Source organism: Bacillus sp. FSL K6-2869 (genome assembly GCF_040869405.1).
Taxonomy (GTDB): domain Bacteria; phylum Bacillota; class Bacilli; order Bacillales; family Bacillaceae; genus Bacillus; species Bacillus altitudinis.
The window spans coordinates 1643081-1662819 of sequence record NZ_CP152035.1 but is presented as its reverse complement, the minus strand read 5'-3'; the positions used below and the strand labels follow the sequence as shown (position 1 = coordinate 1662819).

General features: G+C 40.1%; 20 protein-coding genes. 2 read left to right on the top strand and 18 right to left on the bottom strand.

Features of this window, described 5'->3' with window-relative positions; genetic code table 11:
• Positions 1–19: 19 nt before the first annotated feature.
• Genes MHI58_RS08480 through MHI58_RS08470 form a run of 3 tightly spaced genes read right to left on the bottom strand, consistent with a single transcriptional unit; the run spans position 20 to position 2818 of the window.
• Positions 20–1165, bottom strand: coding sequence for a nucleotidyltransferase family protein (locus tag MHI58_RS08480; protein WP_368004404.1), 1146 nt, complete (start codon positions 1163–1165; stop codon positions 20–22).
• 5 nt (positions 1166–1170) lie between these two features.
• Positions 1171–1749 carry a CYTH domain-containing protein gene (locus tag MHI58_RS08475; RefSeq protein WP_041507287.1) on the bottom strand — a complete coding sequence of 193 codons (579 nt, stop codon included), beginning with the start codon at positions 1747–1749 and terminating at the stop codon, positions 1171–1173.
• 19 nt (positions 1750–1768) lie between these two features.
• Complete coding sequence (locus MHI58_RS08470) at positions 1769–2818, bottom strand: hypothetical protein (RefSeq protein WP_173408004.1); 1050 nt, start codon at positions 2816–2818, stop codon at positions 1769–1771.
• Between the two features lie 65 nt (positions 2819–2883).
• Here MHI58_RS08470 and MHI58_RS08465 point away from each other — a divergent pair, with 65 nt between their 5' ends.
• A complete protein-coding gene (locus MHI58_RS08465) occupies positions 2884–3144 on the top strand; it encodes an acyl carrier protein (RefSeq protein ID WP_041507289.1) in 261 nt (86 codons plus the stop codon).
• Here MHI58_RS08465 and MHI58_RS08460 read toward each other — a convergent pair.
• From MHI58_RS08460 to MHI58_RS08450, 3 genes are all read right to left on the bottom strand, one after another.
• Complete coding sequence (locus tag MHI58_RS08460) at positions 3131–4846, bottom strand: ABC transporter ATP-binding protein (protein ID WP_045034273.1); 1716 nt, start codon at positions 4844–4846, stop codon at positions 3131–3133. The two genes, MHI58_RS08465 and MHI58_RS08460, sit on opposite strands and share 14 nt — an antisense overlap.
• Positions 4843–6612 (bottom strand): ABC transporter ATP-binding protein, encoded by a 1770-nt coding sequence (locus MHI58_RS08455; RefSeq protein ID WP_216895112.1) that lies wholly within the window; start codon positions 6610–6612, stop codon positions 4843–4845. Before MHI58_RS08455 ends, MHI58_RS08460 begins: the two co-directional genes overlap by 4 nt.
• Before the next feature lie 173 nt (positions 6613–6785).
• Complete coding sequence (locus MHI58_RS08450) at positions 6786–7706, bottom strand: aminoglycoside phosphotransferase family protein (protein ID WP_045034303.1); 921 nt, start codon at positions 7704–7706, stop codon at positions 6786–6788.
• Between the two features lie 170 nt (positions 7707–7876).
• On the opposite strand from MHI58_RS08450, the gene MHI58_RS08445 reads away from it, so the two are divergent.
• Positions 7877–8140 carry an acyl carrier protein gene (locus MHI58_RS08445; RefSeq protein WP_052463354.1) on the top strand — a complete coding sequence of 88 codons (264 nt, stop codon included), beginning with the start codon at positions 7877–7879 and terminating at the stop codon, positions 8138–8140.
• Positions 8141–8192: 52 nt separating this feature from the next.
• Here the strand turns inward: MHI58_RS08445 and MHI58_RS08440 are convergent, their stop codons facing one another.
• From MHI58_RS08440 to nusA, 12 genes are all read right to left on the bottom strand, one after another.
• Entirely contained in the window at positions 8193–9425 is a 1233-nt protein-coding gene (locus MHI58_RS08440) for a pitrilysin family protein (protein WP_041090488.1), read from the bottom strand.
• Between the two features lie 33 nt (positions 9426–9458).
• Positions 9459–10352: a polysaccharide deacetylase family protein gene (locus MHI58_RS08435; protein ID WP_223255630.1), complete on the bottom strand. Its 894-nt coding sequence runs from the start codon at positions 10350–10352 to the stop codon at positions 9459–9461.
• Between the two features lie 185 nt (positions 10353–10537).
• Entirely contained in the window at positions 10538–12655 is a 2118-nt protein-coding gene (gene pnp / locus MHI58_RS08430) for a polyribonucleotide nucleotidyltransferase (RefSeq protein WP_041090492.1), read from the bottom strand.
• A gap of 183 nt (positions 12656–12838) precedes the next feature.
• On the bottom strand, positions 12839–13108 hold the full coding sequence (rpsO, locus tag MHI58_RS08425) for a 30S ribosomal protein S15 (protein ID WP_008354438.1): 270 nt from the start codon (positions 13106–13108) through the stop codon (positions 12839–12841).
• A gap of 155 nt (positions 13109–13263) precedes the next feature.
• Positions 13264–14214, bottom strand: coding sequence for a bifunctional riboflavin kinase/FAD synthetase (gene ribF / locus MHI58_RS08420; RefSeq protein ID WP_017359069.1), 951 nt, complete (start codon positions 14212–14214; stop codon positions 13264–13266).
• Between the two features lie 18 nt (positions 14215–14232).
• Entirely contained in the window at positions 14233–15162 is a 930-nt protein-coding gene (gene truB / locus MHI58_RS08415) for a tRNA pseudouridine(55) synthase TruB (protein ID WP_045034272.1), read from the bottom strand.
• A gap of 68 nt (positions 15163–15230) precedes the next feature.
• Positions 15231–15581: a 30S ribosome-binding factor RbfA gene (rbfA, locus tag MHI58_RS08410; RefSeq protein ID WP_007499525.1), complete on the bottom strand. Its 351-nt coding sequence runs from the start codon at positions 15579–15581 to the stop codon at positions 15231–15233.
• 17 nt (positions 15582–15598) lie between these two features.
• A complete protein-coding gene (locus MHI58_RS08405; RefSeq protein WP_017359071.1) occupies positions 15599–15877 on the bottom strand; it encodes a DUF503 domain-containing protein in 279 nt (92 codons plus the stop codon).
• Positions 15874–17994, bottom strand: a complete 2121-nt coding sequence (infB, locus tag MHI58_RS08400; protein WP_007499526.1) for a translation initiation factor IF-2 — start codon at positions 17992–17994, stop codon at positions 15874–15876. The genes MHI58_RS08405 and infB overlap by 4 nt, the downstream gene beginning before the upstream one ends.
• Positions 17995–18013: 19 nt before the next feature.
• Positions 18014–18316 (bottom strand): YlxQ family RNA-binding protein, encoded by a 303-nt coding sequence (locus MHI58_RS08395; protein ID WP_007499528.1) that lies wholly within the window; start codon positions 18314–18316, stop codon positions 18014–18016.
• Positions 18309–18593 carry a YlxR family protein gene (locus MHI58_RS08390; protein ID WP_008344742.1) on the bottom strand — a complete coding sequence of 95 codons (285 nt, stop codon included), beginning with the start codon at positions 18591–18593 and terminating at the stop codon, positions 18309–18311. The genes MHI58_RS08395 and MHI58_RS08390 overlap by 8 nt, the downstream gene beginning before the upstream one ends.
• Positions 18594–18608: 15 nt before the next feature.
• Entirely contained in the window at positions 18609–19724 is a 1116-nt protein-coding gene (gene nusA / locus MHI58_RS08385; RefSeq protein ID WP_007499530.1) for a transcription termination factor NusA, read from the bottom strand.
• Positions 19725–19739: the final 15 nt, after the last annotated feature.

Genomic DNA, 19739 nt, shown 5'->3' with positions numbered 1-19739 from the left:
AATCCTCCTCTTCATTTTGCTACTGCCTTTCAGGGAACAGCTGTACGACAGGCTCCTCTTCAAGCTCATCACGATTATCCAAGCTGAAAAAACGCTCAACAAAAGATTTCTTCCACATTTTCGAAGAACCGAAATCATTTTCTCCATAGGCTTCTAAGAACGATTGGTCACTCATGTCTAACTGCTGCAATTGATCGATATAGTTCGTTTGATACAATAAATCTACAAACGTAAACGTGTAAAAAAGTGCTTTCTCGGCCCCTAATTCCTTCGCTCTTGCTTGCAAAGCATGCCAATCAAGTTGGTTTTGCTCTTCAGCAAACTTGACGTACTCCCTTACATCGCAAAACTTAATCAAATTGAGATCTGCATGTAAATAGACATACTGTACATTTGTTGCTTCCTTGTATAAATGGAAAGCAAGATGAATGAGAAAATCTAAAGGTTCAAGCATATAAGTATCCGTTTGCAAAAATGACTTTTCTATAGCAGCATCTAGCAAGGCATTTGTAGCGTCGTAGTTTTTTTTCAGCTCAACATCGTATGAGAAATCAACACGGTGAACCTTCAAAAAGTCTTCTCCGCTTCGTTTAATATGTGAATAAAGATTCCCGGCATTCATTCTCCACATCATTTCTTCTTCTCGGGAAATCGGTATTTCTTGATCGGTTGCCCAGTCATATTTACCGATGATAAACCCTTCCTCCTTGAGCAATGAAGAAGCTCTTTTTCGAACATCTGGATGAATTAAGAAATCAATGTCTGACATCATTCGGAGTCCATAATCTTTGTAAACAAGAGGCGTTAAAATGGCTCCTTTAAGAGGGACTGCTTTCAGATTTTCTTTTCGAAATGTTTGTAAAAGACGCTTTAATTCCTTGAATCTCTCCATATTTTTTTGACGATTCCCGATATAATGATAATGAAGTAAAAATTTGTAGGTTGTCGTGATTTTTTTTTCATCATCAAGGCGAATCAAATGAGGCGTCATCAGTTGAAGTACCTTATGTCTTGATGCAAGTCCAATCAATTGAGGTACATCGATGCCGTCTTTTAATACCTCTCTCATCAACTCTTCTTCTTTTTCATTTAATTGAATACGTGAGCCAAGTAATAGTAGCCTCTCTTCATTTGAGAGAGTGGATTGATCCAAAACAGCCCGCATGTGGATTACTCCTTCCCGTATAGTGATTTAAATCTAGTGATAAATCGAGAGCGTTTCCCTTTTCGATTGACTGGTATGTCCAAATCATCCGTTAGTCTATGAAACCATTGAGCTGCCTCATATGCTTTTTCACTGTCATATTCAATTTCTAATTCATGATCTGTGATGCCAAGATAACTGCTTTGATCCAAATCCACTTTGATGCCTGTCTCGATATAAAAGGTAGTTCGTTCAGTAACCAATAGTCCTAACAACTCTGGCTGTTCAGTCATTGTAAAAGGTAAAGACGTTACGATGTTCTGTACATCTAGCTTTTGCGGTAGATCCTCAATAGGAAATGACTTTTCTTCTCTTACTCTTTTATAACCAGACGTTTGACTGGGACATTTGATCTCAAGTGTTCGTTTGCCGCTGGTTTGACGGATCCGTACGGTATAGCCATATCGTTTTAATAAAAAATCTGAGGTGTCATAATAGTAATTGAAGTTCATTAAATAAGTGGGTTGATGATTTTGACTTAACATGTTGTAGATGTGTTGAAAATCTGTTTGTGACAACAAATATTTATACTCCTGCTCAACCATGACTCACCTCCAAAACGTCTTACACGACCATATCGGATTGTTCAAGAAGCTCTTGAATGAGAAAGGTTCCTTTCTCTAAAGAAGTAAATGCCTGTTTTAATGAATAACAAGGGATCTTTTCCGCTAGATGTTTAAGAAATGGTTCTAGCGCTTCGGGTGTCGGTAATGTGAAATATGGTAAGAGGAATTCATTATGTCTTCCAGGATTGATGACTGCGTGCTCCTTTAGACGTTCCGCTGCTTCATGTGGACTGATTTTCGAAAGTGTGGCGCCCGTTTGCCCATGAGGTAAAAACTCAGGAAACACCATGACGTCGATTTTCCCCATTGTTTTGACTTCACGTGAAAACCATTTTTCTAATTCCTCCGGATAGACGAAATGGTAGTTCTTATCATCTTCATTAAATGGGTGACTCGATGTTTGAAGCCTATATGGTGAGCCAAGCTTTTCAATGGCTTCAAAAGAATCTTTCCGAATACTCATAGATCTCGGCCAACCAGTTCCTTTGTACTCGTTGTTCGTATATGAAATCCCTATATCATCGTTTGTGATGTACGTTGCATCGGTTAAGGATAACAAGGATAAAATGGTGGATGTTTTGCCCGCTCTTGATCCGCCTACTAGTGCAATCCCTTTTTGATTCATCTCCATCATGCCGCCATGCAAATAGACAAGTCCATCCTGATAACACAAAAGGCGAAGCAATACTCTTATTAAACGCAGTGCGTGTTGGGCTGTCCATCTGACATCTTTTGGTTCATCTATTACAACGATTTTCTTCTCTCCGTGATACAGGTAGCGACAGCGAGGTTCCATCTTGGTTTGATAAAAGACTTCTTCAAGTGGCACTTCTGTTTGAATGTCTTGTGCATATTTGCTGGTTAAAATCGTCCAAACGTCTCCTTCAAGTCTGTCTGTTATTTTGCTGCACTCAACATAGGGATGTACTTTACTCATGACTAAATTCTGAACTGATTCATCTGCCCCTAATACCACACGAACATTATTTTTTTGATAGCTTACATATGACAATGAATGCCACCCCTTATGATAGATTGATAAAAACAATTGCAATTTTCTCCTTAATCCACCAAAATATAACACATATTAAACTTTTAGAAAGGAGCCACGACATGAATGAACTGACACGAACAGAAGTTGAAGAAAAAATTGTCCAACTTGTGATGAATAAGTTGTCGCTCACTGAGCAGCCAGGCCTTGATGATAGCTTAAAAGCTTTAGGATTAAATTCTGTCCAAATTGTCTCTTTTGTTATTTCATTAGAGGACACCTTTCACATTGCGTTTGAAGACGAAGAATTACACCCTGACCACTTCCGCACCTTAGATCGACTTTTTACTTTGGTCAAAACCAAACTGACTAAGACGCTGTGATGACCTGCGCCATAAATAAAGAGCGGTAATGCGAGGAGGCTTCCATCAGCTCCTCATGAGTACCGCAGCTTTGAACGGCACCGTCTTCAAGTACATAGATCATATCTGCATTTTGTATGGTCGATAATCTGTGTGCAATCACAAGCAAAGTGCTTCCTCCTTTTGCATCGTCTATCCCTTTTTGAACCTGCCTTTCTGTCTGCCGGTCAAGGGCCGATGTCGCCTCATCTAATATCAGAAAATCAGCCTGTTTTAAAAGCGCTCTAGCGATAGCTAAACGCTGTCGTTGTCCTCCTGACAAGGAGATTCCCCTCTCTCCAATGACTGTATCAAATCCTTTTTCAAGTCCTTTAATGAAGGGAAGAATTTGTGCAATCTCACAAACCTGTTCAAGTTGTTCTTCAGTAATATCAGTTAACCCCATGATGAGATTGAGGCGTATGGTGTCTGGGAAGAAATAGGGTTCTTGCGGGACAACGGCTACCCGTTTTAAGAAATGAGATGGCTCTATCTCTGATCGTTCAACGCCATTTACTAAAACGTTTCCGCTATCCGGTTGATAAAGTCCCAGTGCCAGCTTTGAGATAGTCGATTTCCCACTGCCGCTCGCTCCAACAATGGCCACTTTTTTTCCTTTTTGAATATGAAGATTCAAGTCGTTTAAAGCCCCTTTAGATGTTTGTTCATAAGAAAAACAAACATCTTCAAACACCACCTCTTCCACAGAATGTATTCGCTTCGTTCCTTTTTCTTCGTTTTCTATTTGCAGTACTTCTGCAATTCGATGAACAGATGCACGCTGCTGGAAAAATTCAAATACATACTGGAATAACTCCTGATAACTTTTCATTAATTGAGAAGCATATTGGTAAATGACGACAAACAAGCCGATTGACATGTTTCCTGCTGCTACTTGATATGTGCCAAACACAAGCACAGATAGTATTCCAAACCATTTCAATGGTTCTGTTAAAAATAGAAGCTTATTTTGAAACTTACCTTCTTTTATGACACGATCCATCATGTTGTTAAATAGCTTTTCATACAAACCGATTTCCCATTTACGTCGATCAAATGCAACCACTTCTCTTGTAGAAGAAATTCCTTCTTCGACATGCACGAATAGATCTGACTTTCTCTCTTGCACTTCTTTTGCGATGTTTGTTGCCGTTTTTGCCATTTTTTTACCGACAATGAAATAACACATACTTGCAAAAAGAAGCAAGAAAAATAATACAGGACTTACAGATAGTAAAATGATCGATAAAACAACGGCTATAAAAATGGTTTGTACAATCTTTGGTATATGTAAAGCAGCTGTGACAGCGACTGTCTTTACATCTTGGTTAAGCTTGTGTAGATAATAACTAACTGGATGAATTTTATATGATCTCATCGATACTTGCTGAAGCTGATCTAACATCTTTTTCTGTAATGAATGGTGGATGGTAAGGTAGTTTTTGTGCATCACATATGGGCTGGCGACAAACATGACAACATAGACAAGAAAAATGATGGCAAACAGCATCAAGATATGGGGGAAATGTTGATTTCCGCTATTCAAAAGGACATCGTCAATGAGCCACTTTTGCAGCCCAATCATGGCTAAATTAGCTGCTGCTTCAATCAAAACGAGTAAAAGAGCGAGGATGAGCATCCATTTTTGCTTTGTGATCAAAAGAAACAGCCAATTTTTCCTCATGTTACACCTGCCTCCTTTTCTGAGCGGTCAGACGCCAATTGATAAAAATGTCCCTTTTTTCTCATCAATTCATTAAAATGTCCAGTTTCTAACATACGACCGTCTTCTATCAAAATAATTCTGTCAAAATGTCTTACAGTAGATAAACGATGAGCGACTGCAATGACAGTCGATTCCTTAAACGTTTGATGTAATGCCTGCTGGACTTTTTGCTCGCTGACACTGTCAAGAGATGCTGTTGCTTCATCGAGTAACACAACACTTGGATTCTTAGCAAATAGCCGGGCAATGGCGATCTTTTGCTTTTGACCACCAGATAGTTTTAATCCTCTTTCCCCAAGTATGGTGTCGTATCCGTTTTCTAGTTCTCTTATAAATGAGTCGCAATCAGCTTTTTTAGCGGCTTCAATGATCTGTTGATCTGAAAGACTTGTATCTCCAAAACGAATATTGTCCTTTACACTCATATTAAATAAAAACGTTTCTTGAAAAACAAACCCCATCGCACCTCTTATTTGACTAGTAGATAAACAGCGCAAATCAACTCCATCAAGTGTAATCATCCCAGATGAGGGGTCATAAAAGCGTCCAATTAATTTAAGAAGCGATGTTTTCCCTCCACCGCTCGTACCGACAAGCGCCACTTTTTCACCACGCCGAATATGTAGATTCATCCCTTTTAATAAAGGAGGATGATTGGGATAATGAAAATCAACGTCATGAAACACGATATCGCCTTCGACTTGATCAAGCAGCATAGGCTGACGAGGCTCTCTAATATCGGGTGTTTTTTTCATAAAATGATATAAAGGTTCAATTTGAAAGGTTAAGATTCGTTGTTCTGTTAGAAGTGTGACAATAGAAGTAAGCATATGCATTGCTGAAAAATAATATAGTATATATGCCACAAAACCGCCTGTCGTCAGCTGGCCATTATTTACAAGGTAGATGCCGAGAGCAAATGTAGCTAGAGCACCAATATAATAAGTGAGCCTGCGGTTGCTTCCTCGTAAGTAAGCGAAAAAAACATTTTTTTCATGATCTTGGCGGACCTGTTCATGCAGCTTTTGAATCCGCTCCATGTCCCAATTCATATAACCTAAAATTCTAAGCTCTTCCATTGAAGCAAGACTTTCGTATAATTTTGTTTGCAACGTGCGAAAACCTTCTGCACTTTGTCTTCCGTAGATCGTTGCCTTTTTTTCAAGCCAAGGTCCAAAGATATAGTAGAGAATAAAACTTGGAATGATGATGAGAGTGAGTAAGATAGAAATTTGTATCATAAAGTATAGTGAGATGGCGATAAATAGTGTCTGATTGATAAATTGTGGGAAGTAGCGTCTGTAAATTTCTTGTACAGCTCGTGTTTGTGTGTTAACAAAGGAGAGTGTTTCACTAACAGAATGTTGTTCGTAGTATGAGAAACCGAGTTGACGGATTTGCTGGAAGGCAGCAAATTGTGAATCTCTTGAGGCTTGTTCGATTAATTTTCTTTGCCATAAATTTCGTGCAGCTGTCAGTATAATACCAAGTGCTATCAAGCCAGTCAGGCCTAACAATAATCCATTCATTTTAGAAAAGTCTTTTGCTGGCAAAATCGTTTCAATAAAATATTGAATAAATTTAGGTATAATGAGTTCGCTCAAGGTAATAACGAATCCACTCATAATGACTAGAATCACTTTACCTGTATAAGGCTTTAAAAATGAGAGTGTCCATAAATATACACGCCATAACTGCTTTGAATCTTTGTCGATTTGTTTCAATCCATCACCAGCCTTTTGCTCTTTTTCAACAAAAAACGGAATTTTTTTACAACTTTTTCGATCCTTGTTAGGATTATATAAAATGTTTCTACTCATGACAATGTGTAATTTGTATCATTATAACAGAAAAGGCAGCGACTTCCATCACCGCCTAATCGTCCTATATTTCACTGTTATCTAGTGATACGCGTATACCAATGAGGTTCTATTTGACGAAAATAATCATGATCTTTTAATACATTTTCTAGTCTTTCAATCATCTCATCCATTTGACCTGGATCAAATTTAATGACCCACATAATCGATGAAAAGATGCTCATTGCGACATATACAGAGTAAAGCTGCCAAAAATCAGCTGGTATTTCACCATCAAAATACCCATTTATTTGACCAGCCGCAAAGGCTTTACTTGTTTCTCTACTGAAAAGAGCTACTTTATAAAAATCATGAATGGGGTCTCCCCAATCAAAATTATTAAAATCAATAACGCCTGCATATTTATCATTCTTTATAATAATATTCCCTAAATGAAAGTCATCGTGCTGAAATTGGTTAGGCCTTCCCTTCACCTTATCTATGTGCTGTGCGATAAACTGCGCAACTTTTTCATCCCCTTCTATGGAGATACCGCTTTCCCGATAAGCAGTTAAATATCGATGATGCTTTTTCACAACACGCTCTTCCCAAGGTTCGATATGTGATGGCGCTGGATATGTATGCATGTTTCGTAAATCCCGTCCTGCACTTACCCCGATCGCATACTGCTGTTCTTCTGTCAACTGACTCATGATTTCTTTTGCTTCTTGACCTTCTACAAACGATAAAATATAGTACACTTGCTGTGTTTCATCTAGAACACCCATTTTCACTGGATTAGCACACTGAACACCGTGACGTCTTAATTGGGAAAGGAGCTCAAATTGCGTCTTTATTTTGTCATATTGGTCTTGATCTGTGAATCGAAGGACATACTTTTCACCTGATGACATCGTCACGACCCATTTTTCATCTCGAGAATAGCCTTTATCAATCTGGTCTATGGAGATCGCTTTTTTTAATAAGGGAATGTGCTGCATAAGGTCTGTTTTATTCATGGATTGATCCATCCTTCCCAGTCTCTTTTCTTCTCACTCTACCAAATTTTTCATTTGAAGAGAATGATCAACAATTCCTATTTATATCGAAACTGCTTTACAATGTTTTTCCATTCTAATATAGTTAATTTATGTAAAGAATAGAAAATTTGTAAAGAGGAGCGTTGCAGATGAATGAAACGACGGATGCCCTTTCACTATCAAGTCAAGTAAAGGATTTGGTCCTGCGTTCTTTGGACGATGATAGCAAGATTTCTATTGGTGCAGATGAAGAGTTAACAAATCACGGTCTCGATTCAATTAAAGCAGTTTCACTCATTTTGGAATTAGAAGAGGTTTTTGATATTCAATTTGCAGATGAGGAACTATTGACCGAGCACTTTTCGACAATCAATAAAATTGTTCATCAGCTGCAAAACAAGTTAGCTGATTAATCTTTAGACATGAAAAAAAGGCATCTCTTTTAAAAGACATGCCTTTTTTTGATTAAGCAGAAGGTACATCACCCGTTGGACTAATAAGCGAGAGAGCATAATCTTCTGTAAAGATTCTTTTCGATAAATTGTTCACGCCGTCTAATGAGACGCGATTGATTTCATCAATAATTTCATCAAGCGTACGATGTTTGCCAAGGAGTAATTCATTTTTACCATTTCGGCTCATCTTGCTGTTTGTGCTTTCAAGACTAAGCATGAGGTTGCCTTTCATTTGCTCCTTAGAGTTTTCAAGTTCTTTCTGCGTAATTCCCTCACGTTTTAAGACGTCTAATGTTTGTAAGATGGTTTCAGATAGCAGATTTAGCTGCTTCGCTCCAGTTCCACCATAGATCGTCAGCATTCCGTTATCTGCAAATGAACTATGATAGCTGAATACAGAATACGCAAGTCCTTTATCTTCTCTTACATCTTGGAACAACCGGCTGCTCATGCTACCGCCTAGAACATTATTTAAGACGATTAAGTCATAGATGCCCTGATCTCCAGCAGGAAGTCCGTTAAAGCCCATGCAAAGATGCGCCTGTTCTGTTTCCTTTTTGCGCGTCAGTTTGTCATAGTGGAATTGCGGGGCTTCGACAGGCTGCTTTTTCCCCTTTCCTTCATACGAGCCAAATAATGTTTCGACCTCACGAATGAAGGTGTCATCGACGTTCCCTGCAACAGAGATGACGACGCGATCCGGCGTATAGAATTCGTCCATATATTTTCTAAGGGAATCACCGTTAAAAGTAGAGAGTGTTTCCTCTGTCCCTAAAATCGGATAACCTAATGAATGATCACCGTAAATGGCTTTGCTTAACAAATCATGAACGATGTCATCAGGAGTATCTTCATACATTTTAATTTCTTCATAGACCACATTTTTTTCTTTCTTCAGCTCTTCTTCGTCAAAAGCAGAGTTAAAAAACATGTCACTCAACACATCGAGGGCATACCCAGCATGTGAATCAAGTACCTTTGCATAATAGCAAGTATATTCTTTTGACGTAAAGGCATTCACTTGACCACCAATGCGGTCAAAGGATTCTGCGATATCACGTGCAGATCTCGTCTTTGTTCCTTTAAAGAACATATGCTCTAAAAAGTGTGAGATCCCATTTACTTCTGGTGTCTCATGTCTAGAACCTGTTCCAATCCAGACGCCAATTGCGACAGACCTTACAGTGGGATTGTTTTCAAGTACAATTCTTACTCCGTTTTGGCATGTATACGTTTTGACCAAGTTTTGCTCCTCCTATTCAACAAACAGATCGCATCACGGATGTCTTTTTTCACTTAGGAGGTCAGAAACCGTTCCTAATTCATATCCTCTTTCTTTGATTTGAGTGATAAGTGCGTCAAGACTTCTCGCTGTTGCGTCTGTTGGATGCATTAATATCATCGCCCCATTGTGAATTTTCCCAAGCACTCGTTTTTGTAATACAGCTGGTGATGGTTTTTGCCAGTCGATCGTGTCTACTGTCCACATAATGGTTTCCATTCCTTCTTGTTTCGCAAGCTTTACTGTTTCTTCTTTAAAGCTGCCACTTGGAGGCGCAAACCATATCGGTTTTTTCCCAAGGGATTCTTCAATTTGGCGATTTGTTTTAATCATCTGCTCTAATGCTCGTTCTCTTGTCAGTGTGCGCATATCCGGGTGATTGTATGAATGATTTCCAATTTCATGACCATCTGCCACGATTTTTTTAGCAAGGTCTGGACTGTTTTTCACCCATTTGCCTTCTAAGAAAAAGGTTGCCTTCACTTGATGCTTTTCTAGTGTATTCAACATCTTTGTTAAATGCTCGTCGCCCCAAGCTACATTGATCAGGAATGCATTCATCTTTTTGTCTGGATGTCCCTTATAGATAGGTTCAGCACCAAGTTCATGTAAATGGACAGATGGTTTTGTTTCTTTAAAAACAAGCAGCTTTTCATCGAAAGAGCCCTGTTTTTTCATTTTTTCGTAAGAAGCATCGATATCGACTGTCTGTCCATTTAAACCAGGCATCTTTTTCCACACTTTATCAATCTTAGCATTTTGCGGCTTCTCTTCATAGTCAGAAGACTTCGATTCGATCTCTTGATACAGAATATCTTTTGAAACAGATGCTACCTCGGCGTGCTCTTTCATTGAATTCATATATGTAACAGCAGCCGGCTGCTTCATCGTTTGATATGACACGAGCAGTAAAAATACAAACACAAAGAATGGTATCGTTTTTTTCAATGGTTGTCCCTCCCCTTTATCACAAATTATGATGGGGAGAAACAAGCTAGAACTATTGTTACGCGCAAGAAAAGAAAGAAGCCTGGCACGGATACCTGGCTTCTAACACATTTTATTTGTTCTCATTAAGACTGCTTTTCTTCTTTTTCCTTTTCTTCACGTAAAACAGCTTTACGAGAAAGGTTTACACGGCCTTGTTTATCGATCTCAGTGACTTTGACGAGTAGCTCGTCACCAATCTTCACGACATCTTCTACTTTGCCAACACGTTCAAGTGCAAGCTCAGAAATATGAACAAGTCCATCTTTGCCGCTGAAGATTTCAAGGAAGGCACCGAATTTTTCAATTCGTTTTACTTTACCTAAGTAAAGTTGGCCAACTTCAACTTCTCTGACAAGATCTTCAATGATTTTCTTCGCTTTTTGGTTCATGTCTTCTTCAGTAGAAGAGATAAAGATTGTACCGTCTTGTTCAATATCAATTTTCACACCGGTATCTTCAATGATTTTATTGATTTGTTTACCGCTTGGTCCAATGACATCGCGAATTTTATCTGGATTGATTGTCATCGTTAAGATTTTTGGTGCATAACGTGACAATTCTCCTCTAGAAGCTGGAATCGTTGACAGCATGCTATCTAAAATTTCCATTCTTCCTTTTTTCGCTTGTTGAAGTGCTTCTTCTAAAATGTCTTTTGATAGACCATCGATTTTAATGTCCATTTGAAGCGCTGTTACACCTTTAGATGTACCTGCTACTTTAAAGTCCATATCTCCAAGTGCATCTTCCATTCCTTGAATGTCTGTCAGCACTGTGTAGTATTCACCAGATTTAACAAGTCCCATTGCAATCCCTGCAACTGGTGCTTTAATTGGAACACCTGCATCCATCATCGCAAGTGTGCTCGCACAAATACTTGCTTGTGAAGTAGAACCGTTTGATTCTAACACCTCAGACACAAGACGAACCGTATAAGGGAAATCTTTTTCAGATGGAATGACTGGCTCTAATGCACGTTCGCCTAGCGCACCATGTCCAATCTCACGACGGCCTGGACCACGCATTGGGCCGGTCTCACCAACACTGAATTGTGGGAAGTTATAATGGTGCATGAATCGCTTAGACTCTTCAACACCAAGACCATCAAGAATCTGTACATCACCAAGTGCACCTAATGTACAAATACTGAGTGCCTGTGTTTGGCCTCTTGTAAACAATCCTGAACCGTGCGTTCTTGGAAGAAGTCCTACTTCTGAAGAAAGTGGACGGATTTGATCGACGCCGCGTCCATCTGGACGTACTTTCTCTTCAGTAATAAGGCGGCGAACTTCGTTTTTCACAAGCTTATTTAAGACATCCTTCGCTTGTTTAATCGTTGCTTCGTCACGCTCTTCTTCTTCAAATTTTTGAACGACAGCTTTTTTCACAGCACTGATGGCATCTTCACGAGCATGCTTCTCATGTACTTGAATCGCTTTCAGTAGATCCGCTTCAGCAAGTTGTTTTACTTCCTCTGCTAATGTTTGATCGACTTCATATAAAGGAATATCGATTTTTTCTTTACCGACAGCTTTCACAATTTCTTCTTGGAATTCGATTAAGCGTTTGATCTCTTGATGGCCGTACATGATGGCTTCAAGCATTGTTTCTTCTGGTACCTCATCAGCACCAGCCTCTACCATGTTGATTGCATCTTTTGTTCCAGCTACAACAAGGTTGATATCGCTTTGTTCAAGCTGCTCAACATTTGGGTTGATGATGAGTTTTCCATCTACTCGTCCTACTGTCACGCCAGCGATTGGTCCCTCAAATGGAATGTCAGACACACATAAAGCTAAAGATGAGCCAAACATTGCAGCCATTTCAGATGAACAATCTTGATCCACACTCATGACAATACTAATGACTTGTACTTCATTTCTAAATCCGTCTGCAAATAGTGGACGGATCGGTCTGTCAATTAAGCGGCTCGCAAGGATTGCTTTTTCACTTGGGCGGCCTTCTCTTTTAATGAAACCACCAGGAATTTTACCAACTGCATATAATCTTTCTTCGTAGTTTACAGTGAGCGGGAAAAAATCAAGTGGTTTTGGTTCTTTAGAAGCTGTTGCTGAGCTAAGCACAGCCGTATCTCCGTAGCGTACGAGAACCGCTCCGTTTGCTTGCTTTGCAAGCTGGCCAGTTTCAACTGTCAGTTGACGTCCAGCCCAGTCTATGGTGAAGACTTGTTTCTCTTGTCCCATTCTGAGATAAACTCCTCTCTTGTCGTAAAGTTTTTAGGTTATTTCTTATTATGAACAAAATGATTTTCACATATCAATGTGAAAGCTGTATGTAGAAGGGTTTTTGCCATTCTTTCAACATTTTAACCATAAAATATTAGTGATTATACGATAAAAAAGCGGGAATCCTCCCGCTTTTTACGATTATCGACGTAAGCCTAGTTTGTTAATTAACTCACGGTAACGAGTTACGTCTTTATTACGTAGATACGTAAGAAGATTACGACGTCTACCTACCATTTTCAAAAGACCGCGACGTGAGTGGTGATCTTTCTTATGAGTACGTAAATGCTCGTTCAAGTTGTTAATTGATTCTGTTAGGACAGCGATCTGAACTTCTGGAGATCCAGTATCAGATTCGTGTGTTTTGAACTCATTAATTAATTGAGTTTTACGCTCTTGAGTAATAGCCATCCTGTTTCACCTCCAAATCATGTTAGCCCCATCTACCTCGCAACCGTCGGTGAAGTCGGCCTGCCAAGTAAGTGGTTTTAAAGCTACAGGAATTATCATACTAAAAATATGCCGATTTTGCAAATGATAGAGCGGTTTTTCTGCGATTTTTTTGTTTAATGAAGATGATCTTGAAAAAACTGAATCGCTTCTTCTTTATCTTGACTAATTTGAGCCGTTAATTCTTGGATACCGTTAAATTTTTGTTCACTGCGAATCCGTTTGTACCACTGTAATTTAATCGGTTCACCATAAATTTCTTCGTTAAAATCAAAAAGGTTCACTTCAATCGCAGGCTGATCAGGACGTTTTTCATAAAATGTTGGTTTGTAGCCAACGTTACAAACACCGTCATACACCTTGCCTTTCACTTCCGCTCTCACTGCATATACGCCTGTTGGCGGGATGATGTATTCAGCAGATAAACCAACATTGGCGGTTGGGAAGCCAATCGTGCGTCCTCGTTTATCTCCATGAATGACAATGCCTCGCAGCTGATATGGTTTGCCTAAAAGCTCACTCACATATTCAACGTCTCCATTTTTCAATGCGGAACGTATAAGGGTCGAGCTGACTTTCCGGTCTTGGTTGGAAAGCTTAGGTACAATGGTCGCAGCAATCCGCCCTTTCCCGTATTCGTCAAACGTTTCCATTGTGCCTGCACCAAACCGGCCGAAGGTAAAATCGAAACCAGCGACTGCATGCTTCACATTCAGTTCGTCCAAATATTGATCGACAAACTCTTGAGGAGACAGTGCTGCAAAGCTTTCGCTGAATTGCACAATGTATAAGTAGTCAGCACCTAATTGTTCGATAAAATCAATCTTATCCTCAAGCGGTGTGATTAAGTCTTTTGGTTCACGTGCTTTTTGCAGAACATGTGATGGATGCGGATGAAAAGTCATGACAGCTAGAGCTAAACCCTCTTTTTCCGCAATGTTTTTCGCTGCATCAATCACTTTTTGGTGTCCGAGGTGAACACCGTCAAAATACCCTAAAGCCATCACAGACGGGACTTGATCCTTTTGATTCAATGTATGTGGGTGTGAAATATGTATAGTCTTCACGAGATGGTCACCTTTTCTTTAAGATTGCTTGTCCTGTGATAAAATCTTCGCCGGCTTCATCAGGTTCTGTTTGGTCGGGTGCTTCATATAAATCGCCATACAACGGCCTGAAGGAGCAAAGACAGCGACACGATCTTCCTCTGCAAAATGAGCAAATTCATCAGGCATAGGTAGGACTGCACCGTTTTCCACTTTACTTGCTAATGTATCACTTATCTCCCATTTCGGCAAATGATTGAGCGCACGCTCGATCGGCACAAGATGTTCCTCAACCGTTCCTTCCTCACTGATCTCCCGCAACTCATCAAGAGTGATACATTCATCTAACGTAAAGTCACCAGATCCTATGCGAATGAGGTGAGACATGTGGGCTGGAAACCCAAGTTTTTTTCCAATATCGACGGCTAACGTTCTCACATATGTGCCTTTTGAACACAGGACGGTGAATCTAAAGGATACCTTTCCATTTTCAAATGTGACAGGTGTTGTCCGCTCGATACGATGAATGGTAATTTCACGGCTTGGACGTTCAATTTCAATGCCTTGCCTTGCATATTCATAGAGCTTTTTTCCGCCAATTTTGACAGCAGAAAACATGGGGGGGATCTGTTCAATGGTTCCTTCAAATTGTTTCAACGCAGCATCAATGTCATCTTCTGACATCGGTAACGGCACCTTTTTTTCTTCTACTACTTCACCTGTTTGGTCTTCTGTCGTTGTAGAAAATCCAATGGTGATTTCCGCATCATACGTTTTCGATTTATCTGTTAAGTACTCCACAATTTTTGTCGCTCGTCCAATACAAATAGGCAGAACACCTGAAACCTCTGGATCGAGTGTCCCTGTATGTCCCACTTTTTTTGTGTGTAAAATCTTTCTCACTTTAAACACACAGTCGTGAGAGGTCATGCCTCTTTCTTTATGTAATAAAAGAACACCGTTTTGCACCTGCGTTCTCTCCTTTCATAAACGATGAAAAAGGACAGACGATCATCGCCTATCCTTATTTCAACGTCTTATTCGTGATCTTTTGTGTTTAGTTCAGCAATCAGGCTTTCAATTCGGTTACCGTAATCTACAGACTCATCGAATTCAAAGTGAAGCTCTGGTGTTTTGCGAAGTCTGATTCGATTGCCAATTTCAGAGCGGATATACCCTTTCGCCTTTGCAAGGCCTTTTAAGGTTTCCTCTCTTTTCTTCTCGTCGCCAAGAACAGAAATGTAGACTTTGGCAATTTGCAAATCACCGGATACTTCAACATCCGTTACAGTCAAAAAGCCGATTCTTGGATCTTTTAGCTTTCTGCCAAGGATGTCGCCTAATTCTTTTTTCATTTGCTCACCCACACGGGTTGCTCTCATACTCATGATCTTATCACCTCTAGTTAAAACCACTCAGTTTTCGTGATCGTTCGTTCAATTTCCGGAAAAGAATCAATAAAGCTTAACACACGCTGAAGTTCCTTTTCCACTTGAACCCGGGAGGAGGAAATAACGGCGATTCCGATCGAAGTACGCTGCCATGTATCCTGATAGTCCATTTCAGCAATGGTCACATTGAATTTATGGCGCGTTCTTGTCATGATACGCTGCAGAACCGCACGTTTTTCCTTCAGTGAGGATGCATCATAGATCATACACTCACACTCGGTATAACCGATCATTTTCTTTCGATTTCTTGCATAACGAATGATTCCATGACATCACCTTCACGGATATCATTGTATTTCTTAATGGTAATACCACATTCGTAGCCTTGTGAAACTTCTTTCACATCGTCTTTGAATCGTTTTAATACGTCGACTTCACCTTCAAAGATGACAACGCCATCACGAATTAAGCGGATACCACTGTCTCTAGTAATGGTACCTTCAGTGACATAGCCACCAGCAATTGTACCGATTTTAGATACTTTGAACGTTTGACGAACTTCAACTTGACCGATGACTTTTTCTTCATATTCAGGGTCAAGCATCCCTTTCATCGCAGCTTCAATTTCATCGATGACTTTGTAGATGATGCGGTGTAAGCGGATATCTACGTTTTCTGTTTCAGCTGTGCTCTTCGCATTGCCATCAGGACGTACGTTAAATCCAATCACAATCGCATTAGAAGCACTTGCTAAAATGATATCAGATTCTGTAATCGCTCCAACACCCGTATGGATGATTTTCACTTTGACGCCTTCTACTTCAATTTTTTGAAGAGCTGCCGTCAGTGCTTCAGCAGAACCTTGTACGTCTGCTTTTACGATTAAGTTGATATCTTTCACATCACCTTGTTTGATTTGCTCAAATAGGTCATCGAGAGATAATTTCGCTTTGTCTGAACGCTGTTCATCAAGTTGTTTAGATGCACGCGCCTCACCAACTTGACGAGCTGTTTTTTCATCTTTGAATACGAGGAACTGATCCCCTGCATGCGGTACATCATTTAAACCAGTGATTTCAACAGGTGTAGATGGTCCTGCAGTTTTCACGCGGCGTCCGATGTCATTGACCATTGCACGTACACGGCCAAATGTATTTCCGACAACGATTGGGTCACCTACTTGAAGTGTACCAGTTTGAACGAGAAGGGTTGCAACAGAACCTCTTCCTTTATCAAGCTCAGCCTCGATGACAGTCCCTTTTGCCGCACGATTTGGGTTGGCTTTTAGTTCTGCTACTTCGCTTACAAGAAGGATCATTTCGATCAATTCATCAATACCTTCACCTGTTTTCGCAGATAGTGGAACGAAAATCGTTTCGCCGCCCCAAGCCTCAGGTACAAGACCATGCTCAGTTAACTCCTGCATCACACGGTCAGGGTTCGCTGTTGGTTTGTCAATTTTATTGACAGCCACAATGATTGGCACCTCTGCCGCTTTTGCGTGGTTGATCGCTTCAATCGTTTGCGGCATGACACCGTCATCTGCTGCAACGACCAAGATCGTCGTATCTGTTACTTCAGCACCACGTGCTCGCATCGTAGTGAAAGCTGCGTGTCCTGGTGTATCAAGGAACGTGATTTTCTTACCGTTTTCTTCAATTTGGTATGCACCAATATGCTGCGTAATTCCACCCGCTTCGCCTTCAACAACTTTCGTTTTACGAATGCTGTCAAGAAGCGTTGTTTTTCCGTGGTCAACGTGTCCCATGATCGTTACTACTGGAGGGCGTACTTGCATATCTTCTTCTTTATCTTCAACTTCATACTTTTCAAGTTCAGTTTCTTCTAAAATGATCACTTCTTCTACTGGAACACCATATTCAGAAGCAATTAATTCGACTGTATCTTTGTCGAGCTCTTGGTTGATCGTAGCCATGACACCAAGCATCATCAGTTTTTTGATGATTTCAGCAGTTTCTTTGCCAAGCTCGTCAGCAAGCTGGCCGACTGTCATTGAATTTGTAAATTCAATTTTTTCAGGAAGCTCTTTTTTCGGCTTCACAGGTCTTGCTTGCTGATGCTGCGCCTTGTTGTTGCCGCCACGTTTATTTTTGTTTTTGTTTTGGTTGTTGTTTTTTTTGTTTTTATTAAATTGATTATTCTGCACGTCATTCTTCTTTCTATCATTGTTTTTGTTAGATGATTGTTTTTTTTGTTCTGCGGGTTTCTCGTTAGCTGTCTCTTTTGCTTTGGCTTTTTTATAGATAGCGTCTAGCTTTTTCACAGTATCGTCTTCAAGCGTCGCCATGTGGTTGTTCACTTCCACGTTCATATCCTTAAGCGCTGCTATAATATCTTTACTTGAAACATCTATGGCTTTTGCGTATTCATATACTCTCACTTTAGCCATTCGTTCACCCCCAAATAAATTAATCGAGCAAGCTTATGAGCTTCTTAGCGAAGCCTTGGTCAGTGACAGCGACAACTACGCGAGCTTCCTTCCCAATAGAACGTCCGAGAACGGAACGGTCTTCAACTTTTCTAACCGGAACATTGTAAAATTTGCATTTGTCAGATACCTTTTTCTCTGTGTTGGATGAGGCATCTGCTGCAAGAAGAACCAGCTTAGCACGCGCATGTCTAATTTCTTTGATCACCAGATCTTCTCCTGACACGACTTTACGAGCTCGATTTGCTAGACCAAGCAAAGGATACCATTCAGATTCAGTCATTAGGTTTTTTCACCTTTTCAGCTAGTTCTAGTAATTCTTCAAAAATGTGTTCGTCAATCTGTGTCTGAAATTGCTGCTGTAAACTACGTTTGTTCTTCGCCGCAAGAATGGTTTCTTTATCGAGAGAAAGGTAAGCGCCGCGCCCGTTCATTTTTCCGGTTGCGTCAACAGACACTTCACCTTCTTTTGAACGAACAACGCGAATCAGTTCTTTCTTTGGTTTCATTTCTCCCGTCACGACGCATTTTCTAAGCGGGATTTTTTTTCGGCTTTTCACCTTTTATATCACCTCTTATTCGTCAGATTCCTCAGCTACTGGTTCAGCCTCTAAGAAAAGAGATTCAGAGTCTTCAGTTCTTGGGAAAATACCGAGTTCTCTTGCATCTGTTTCGCTTTTAATGTCAATCTTCCAGCTCGTTAGTTTCGCTGCAAGACGCGCATTTTGACCTCTTTTGCCAATGGCTAATGACAGCTGATAATCAGGGACAATGACAGTTGTCGCCTTATCTTCTTCATTTACAATGACATCAAGAACTTTTGATGGACTTAACGCATTGGCAACAAATTCAACCGGGTCATTAGACCAATGAACAATGTCAATTTTTTCGCCTTTCAGCTCATTGACAATTGCTTGTACACGCTGACCTTTAGGTCCAACACAAGAACCAACTGGATCAACATCAGGATCATCTGTACGAACAGATATTTTAGAACGGTCCCCAGCTTCTCTAGCGACAGATTTAAGCTCTACAGTACCATCATAAATTTCTGGCACTTCGATTTCAAATAAACGCTTTAAAAGACCTGGGTGTGTTCTTGATACATAAATTTGTGGTCCTTTTGTTGTTTTTTCTACTTTCGTAATGAACACTTTAATGCGGTCATGTGGTTTGTAGTCCTCATTTGGCATTTGTTCATTGACCGGAAGAAGGGCTTCGATTTTGCCAAGTGACACGTAAATGAATTTACTGTCAATTCGCTGAACGATTCCCGTCATGATGTCTTCCTCACGATCGATAAACTCAGTGTAAATCACACCTCGCTCTGCTTCTCTCACTCGCTGCGTCACGACTTGTTTCGCTGTCTGAGCTGCAATGCGTCCGAAATCTTTTGGTGTGACTTCAATTTCAACCACGTCACCAACCATGTAATTCGGGTTGATATTTGCTGCATCATCTACAGAGATTTCAAGGCGAGAATCATACACTTCATCTACAACATCTTTTCTTGCGAATACGCGAATCGTCCCCGTTTCACGGTTTAAATCAACACGCACATTTTGTGCTTGGTTAAAATTACGCTTGTATGCAGAAATGAGTGCAGCTTCTATCGCTTCAATAATAATTTCTTTACTAATGCCCTTCTCTTTCTCAAGAACAGTCAGGGCATCTAACAACTCACTACTCATTTTTATGGTTCCCCC

Coding starts and splice junctions, on each gene's coding strand:
- rpsO (WP_008354438.1), bottom strand. CDS start 13,108: ATGGCTATTACTCAAGAGCGTAAAACTCAATTAATTAATGAGTTCAAA.
- pnp (WP_041090492.1), bottom strand. CDS start 12,655: ATGGGACAAGAGAAACAAGTCTTCACCATAGACTGGGCTGGACGTCAA.
- MHI58_RS08435 (WP_223255630.1), bottom strand. CDS start 10,352: ATGAAGCAGCCGGCTGCTGTTACATATATGAATTCAATGAAAGAGCAC.
- MHI58_RS08395 (WP_007499528.1), bottom strand. CDS start 18,316: ATGACTGAATCTGAATGGTATCCTTTGCTTGGTCTAGCAAATCGAGCT.
- MHI58_RS08475 (WP_041507287.1), bottom strand. CDS start 1,749: ATGGTTGAGCAGGAGTATAAATATTTGTTGTCACAAACAGATTTTCAA.
- MHI58_RS08460 (WP_045034273.1), bottom strand. CDS start 4,846: ATGAGGAAAAATTGGCTGTTTCTTTTGATCACAAAGCAAAAATGGATG.
- MHI58_RS08480 (WP_368004404.1), bottom strand. CDS start 1,165: ATGCGGGCTGTTTTGGATCAATCCACTCTCTCAAATGAAGAGAGGCTA.
- nusA (WP_007499530.1), bottom strand. CDS start 19,724: ATGAGTAGTGAGTTGTTAGATGCCCTGACTGTTCTTGAGAAAGAGAAG.
- MHI58_RS08405 (WP_017359071.1), bottom strand. CDS start 15,877: ATGATCGGTTATACCGAGTGTGAGTGTATGATCTATGATGCATCCTCA.
- MHI58_RS08445 (WP_052463354.1), top strand. CDS start 7,877: ATGAATGAAACGACGGATGCCCTTTCACTATCAAGTCAAGTAAAGGAT.
- MHI58_RS08450 (WP_045034303.1), bottom strand. CDS start 7,706: ATGAATAAAACAGACCTTATGCAGCACATTCCCTTATTAAAAAAAGCG.
- rbfA (WP_007499525.1), bottom strand. CDS start 15,581: ATGAGTATGAGAGCAACCCGTGTGGGTGAGCAAATGAAAAAAGAATTA.
- infB (WP_007499526.1), bottom strand. CDS start 17,994: ATGGCTAAAGTGAGAGTATATGAATACGCAAAAGCCATAGATGTTTCA.
- MHI58_RS08465 (WP_041507289.1), top strand. CDS start 2,884: ATGAATGAACTGACACGAACAGAAGTTGAAGAAAAAATTGTCCAACTT.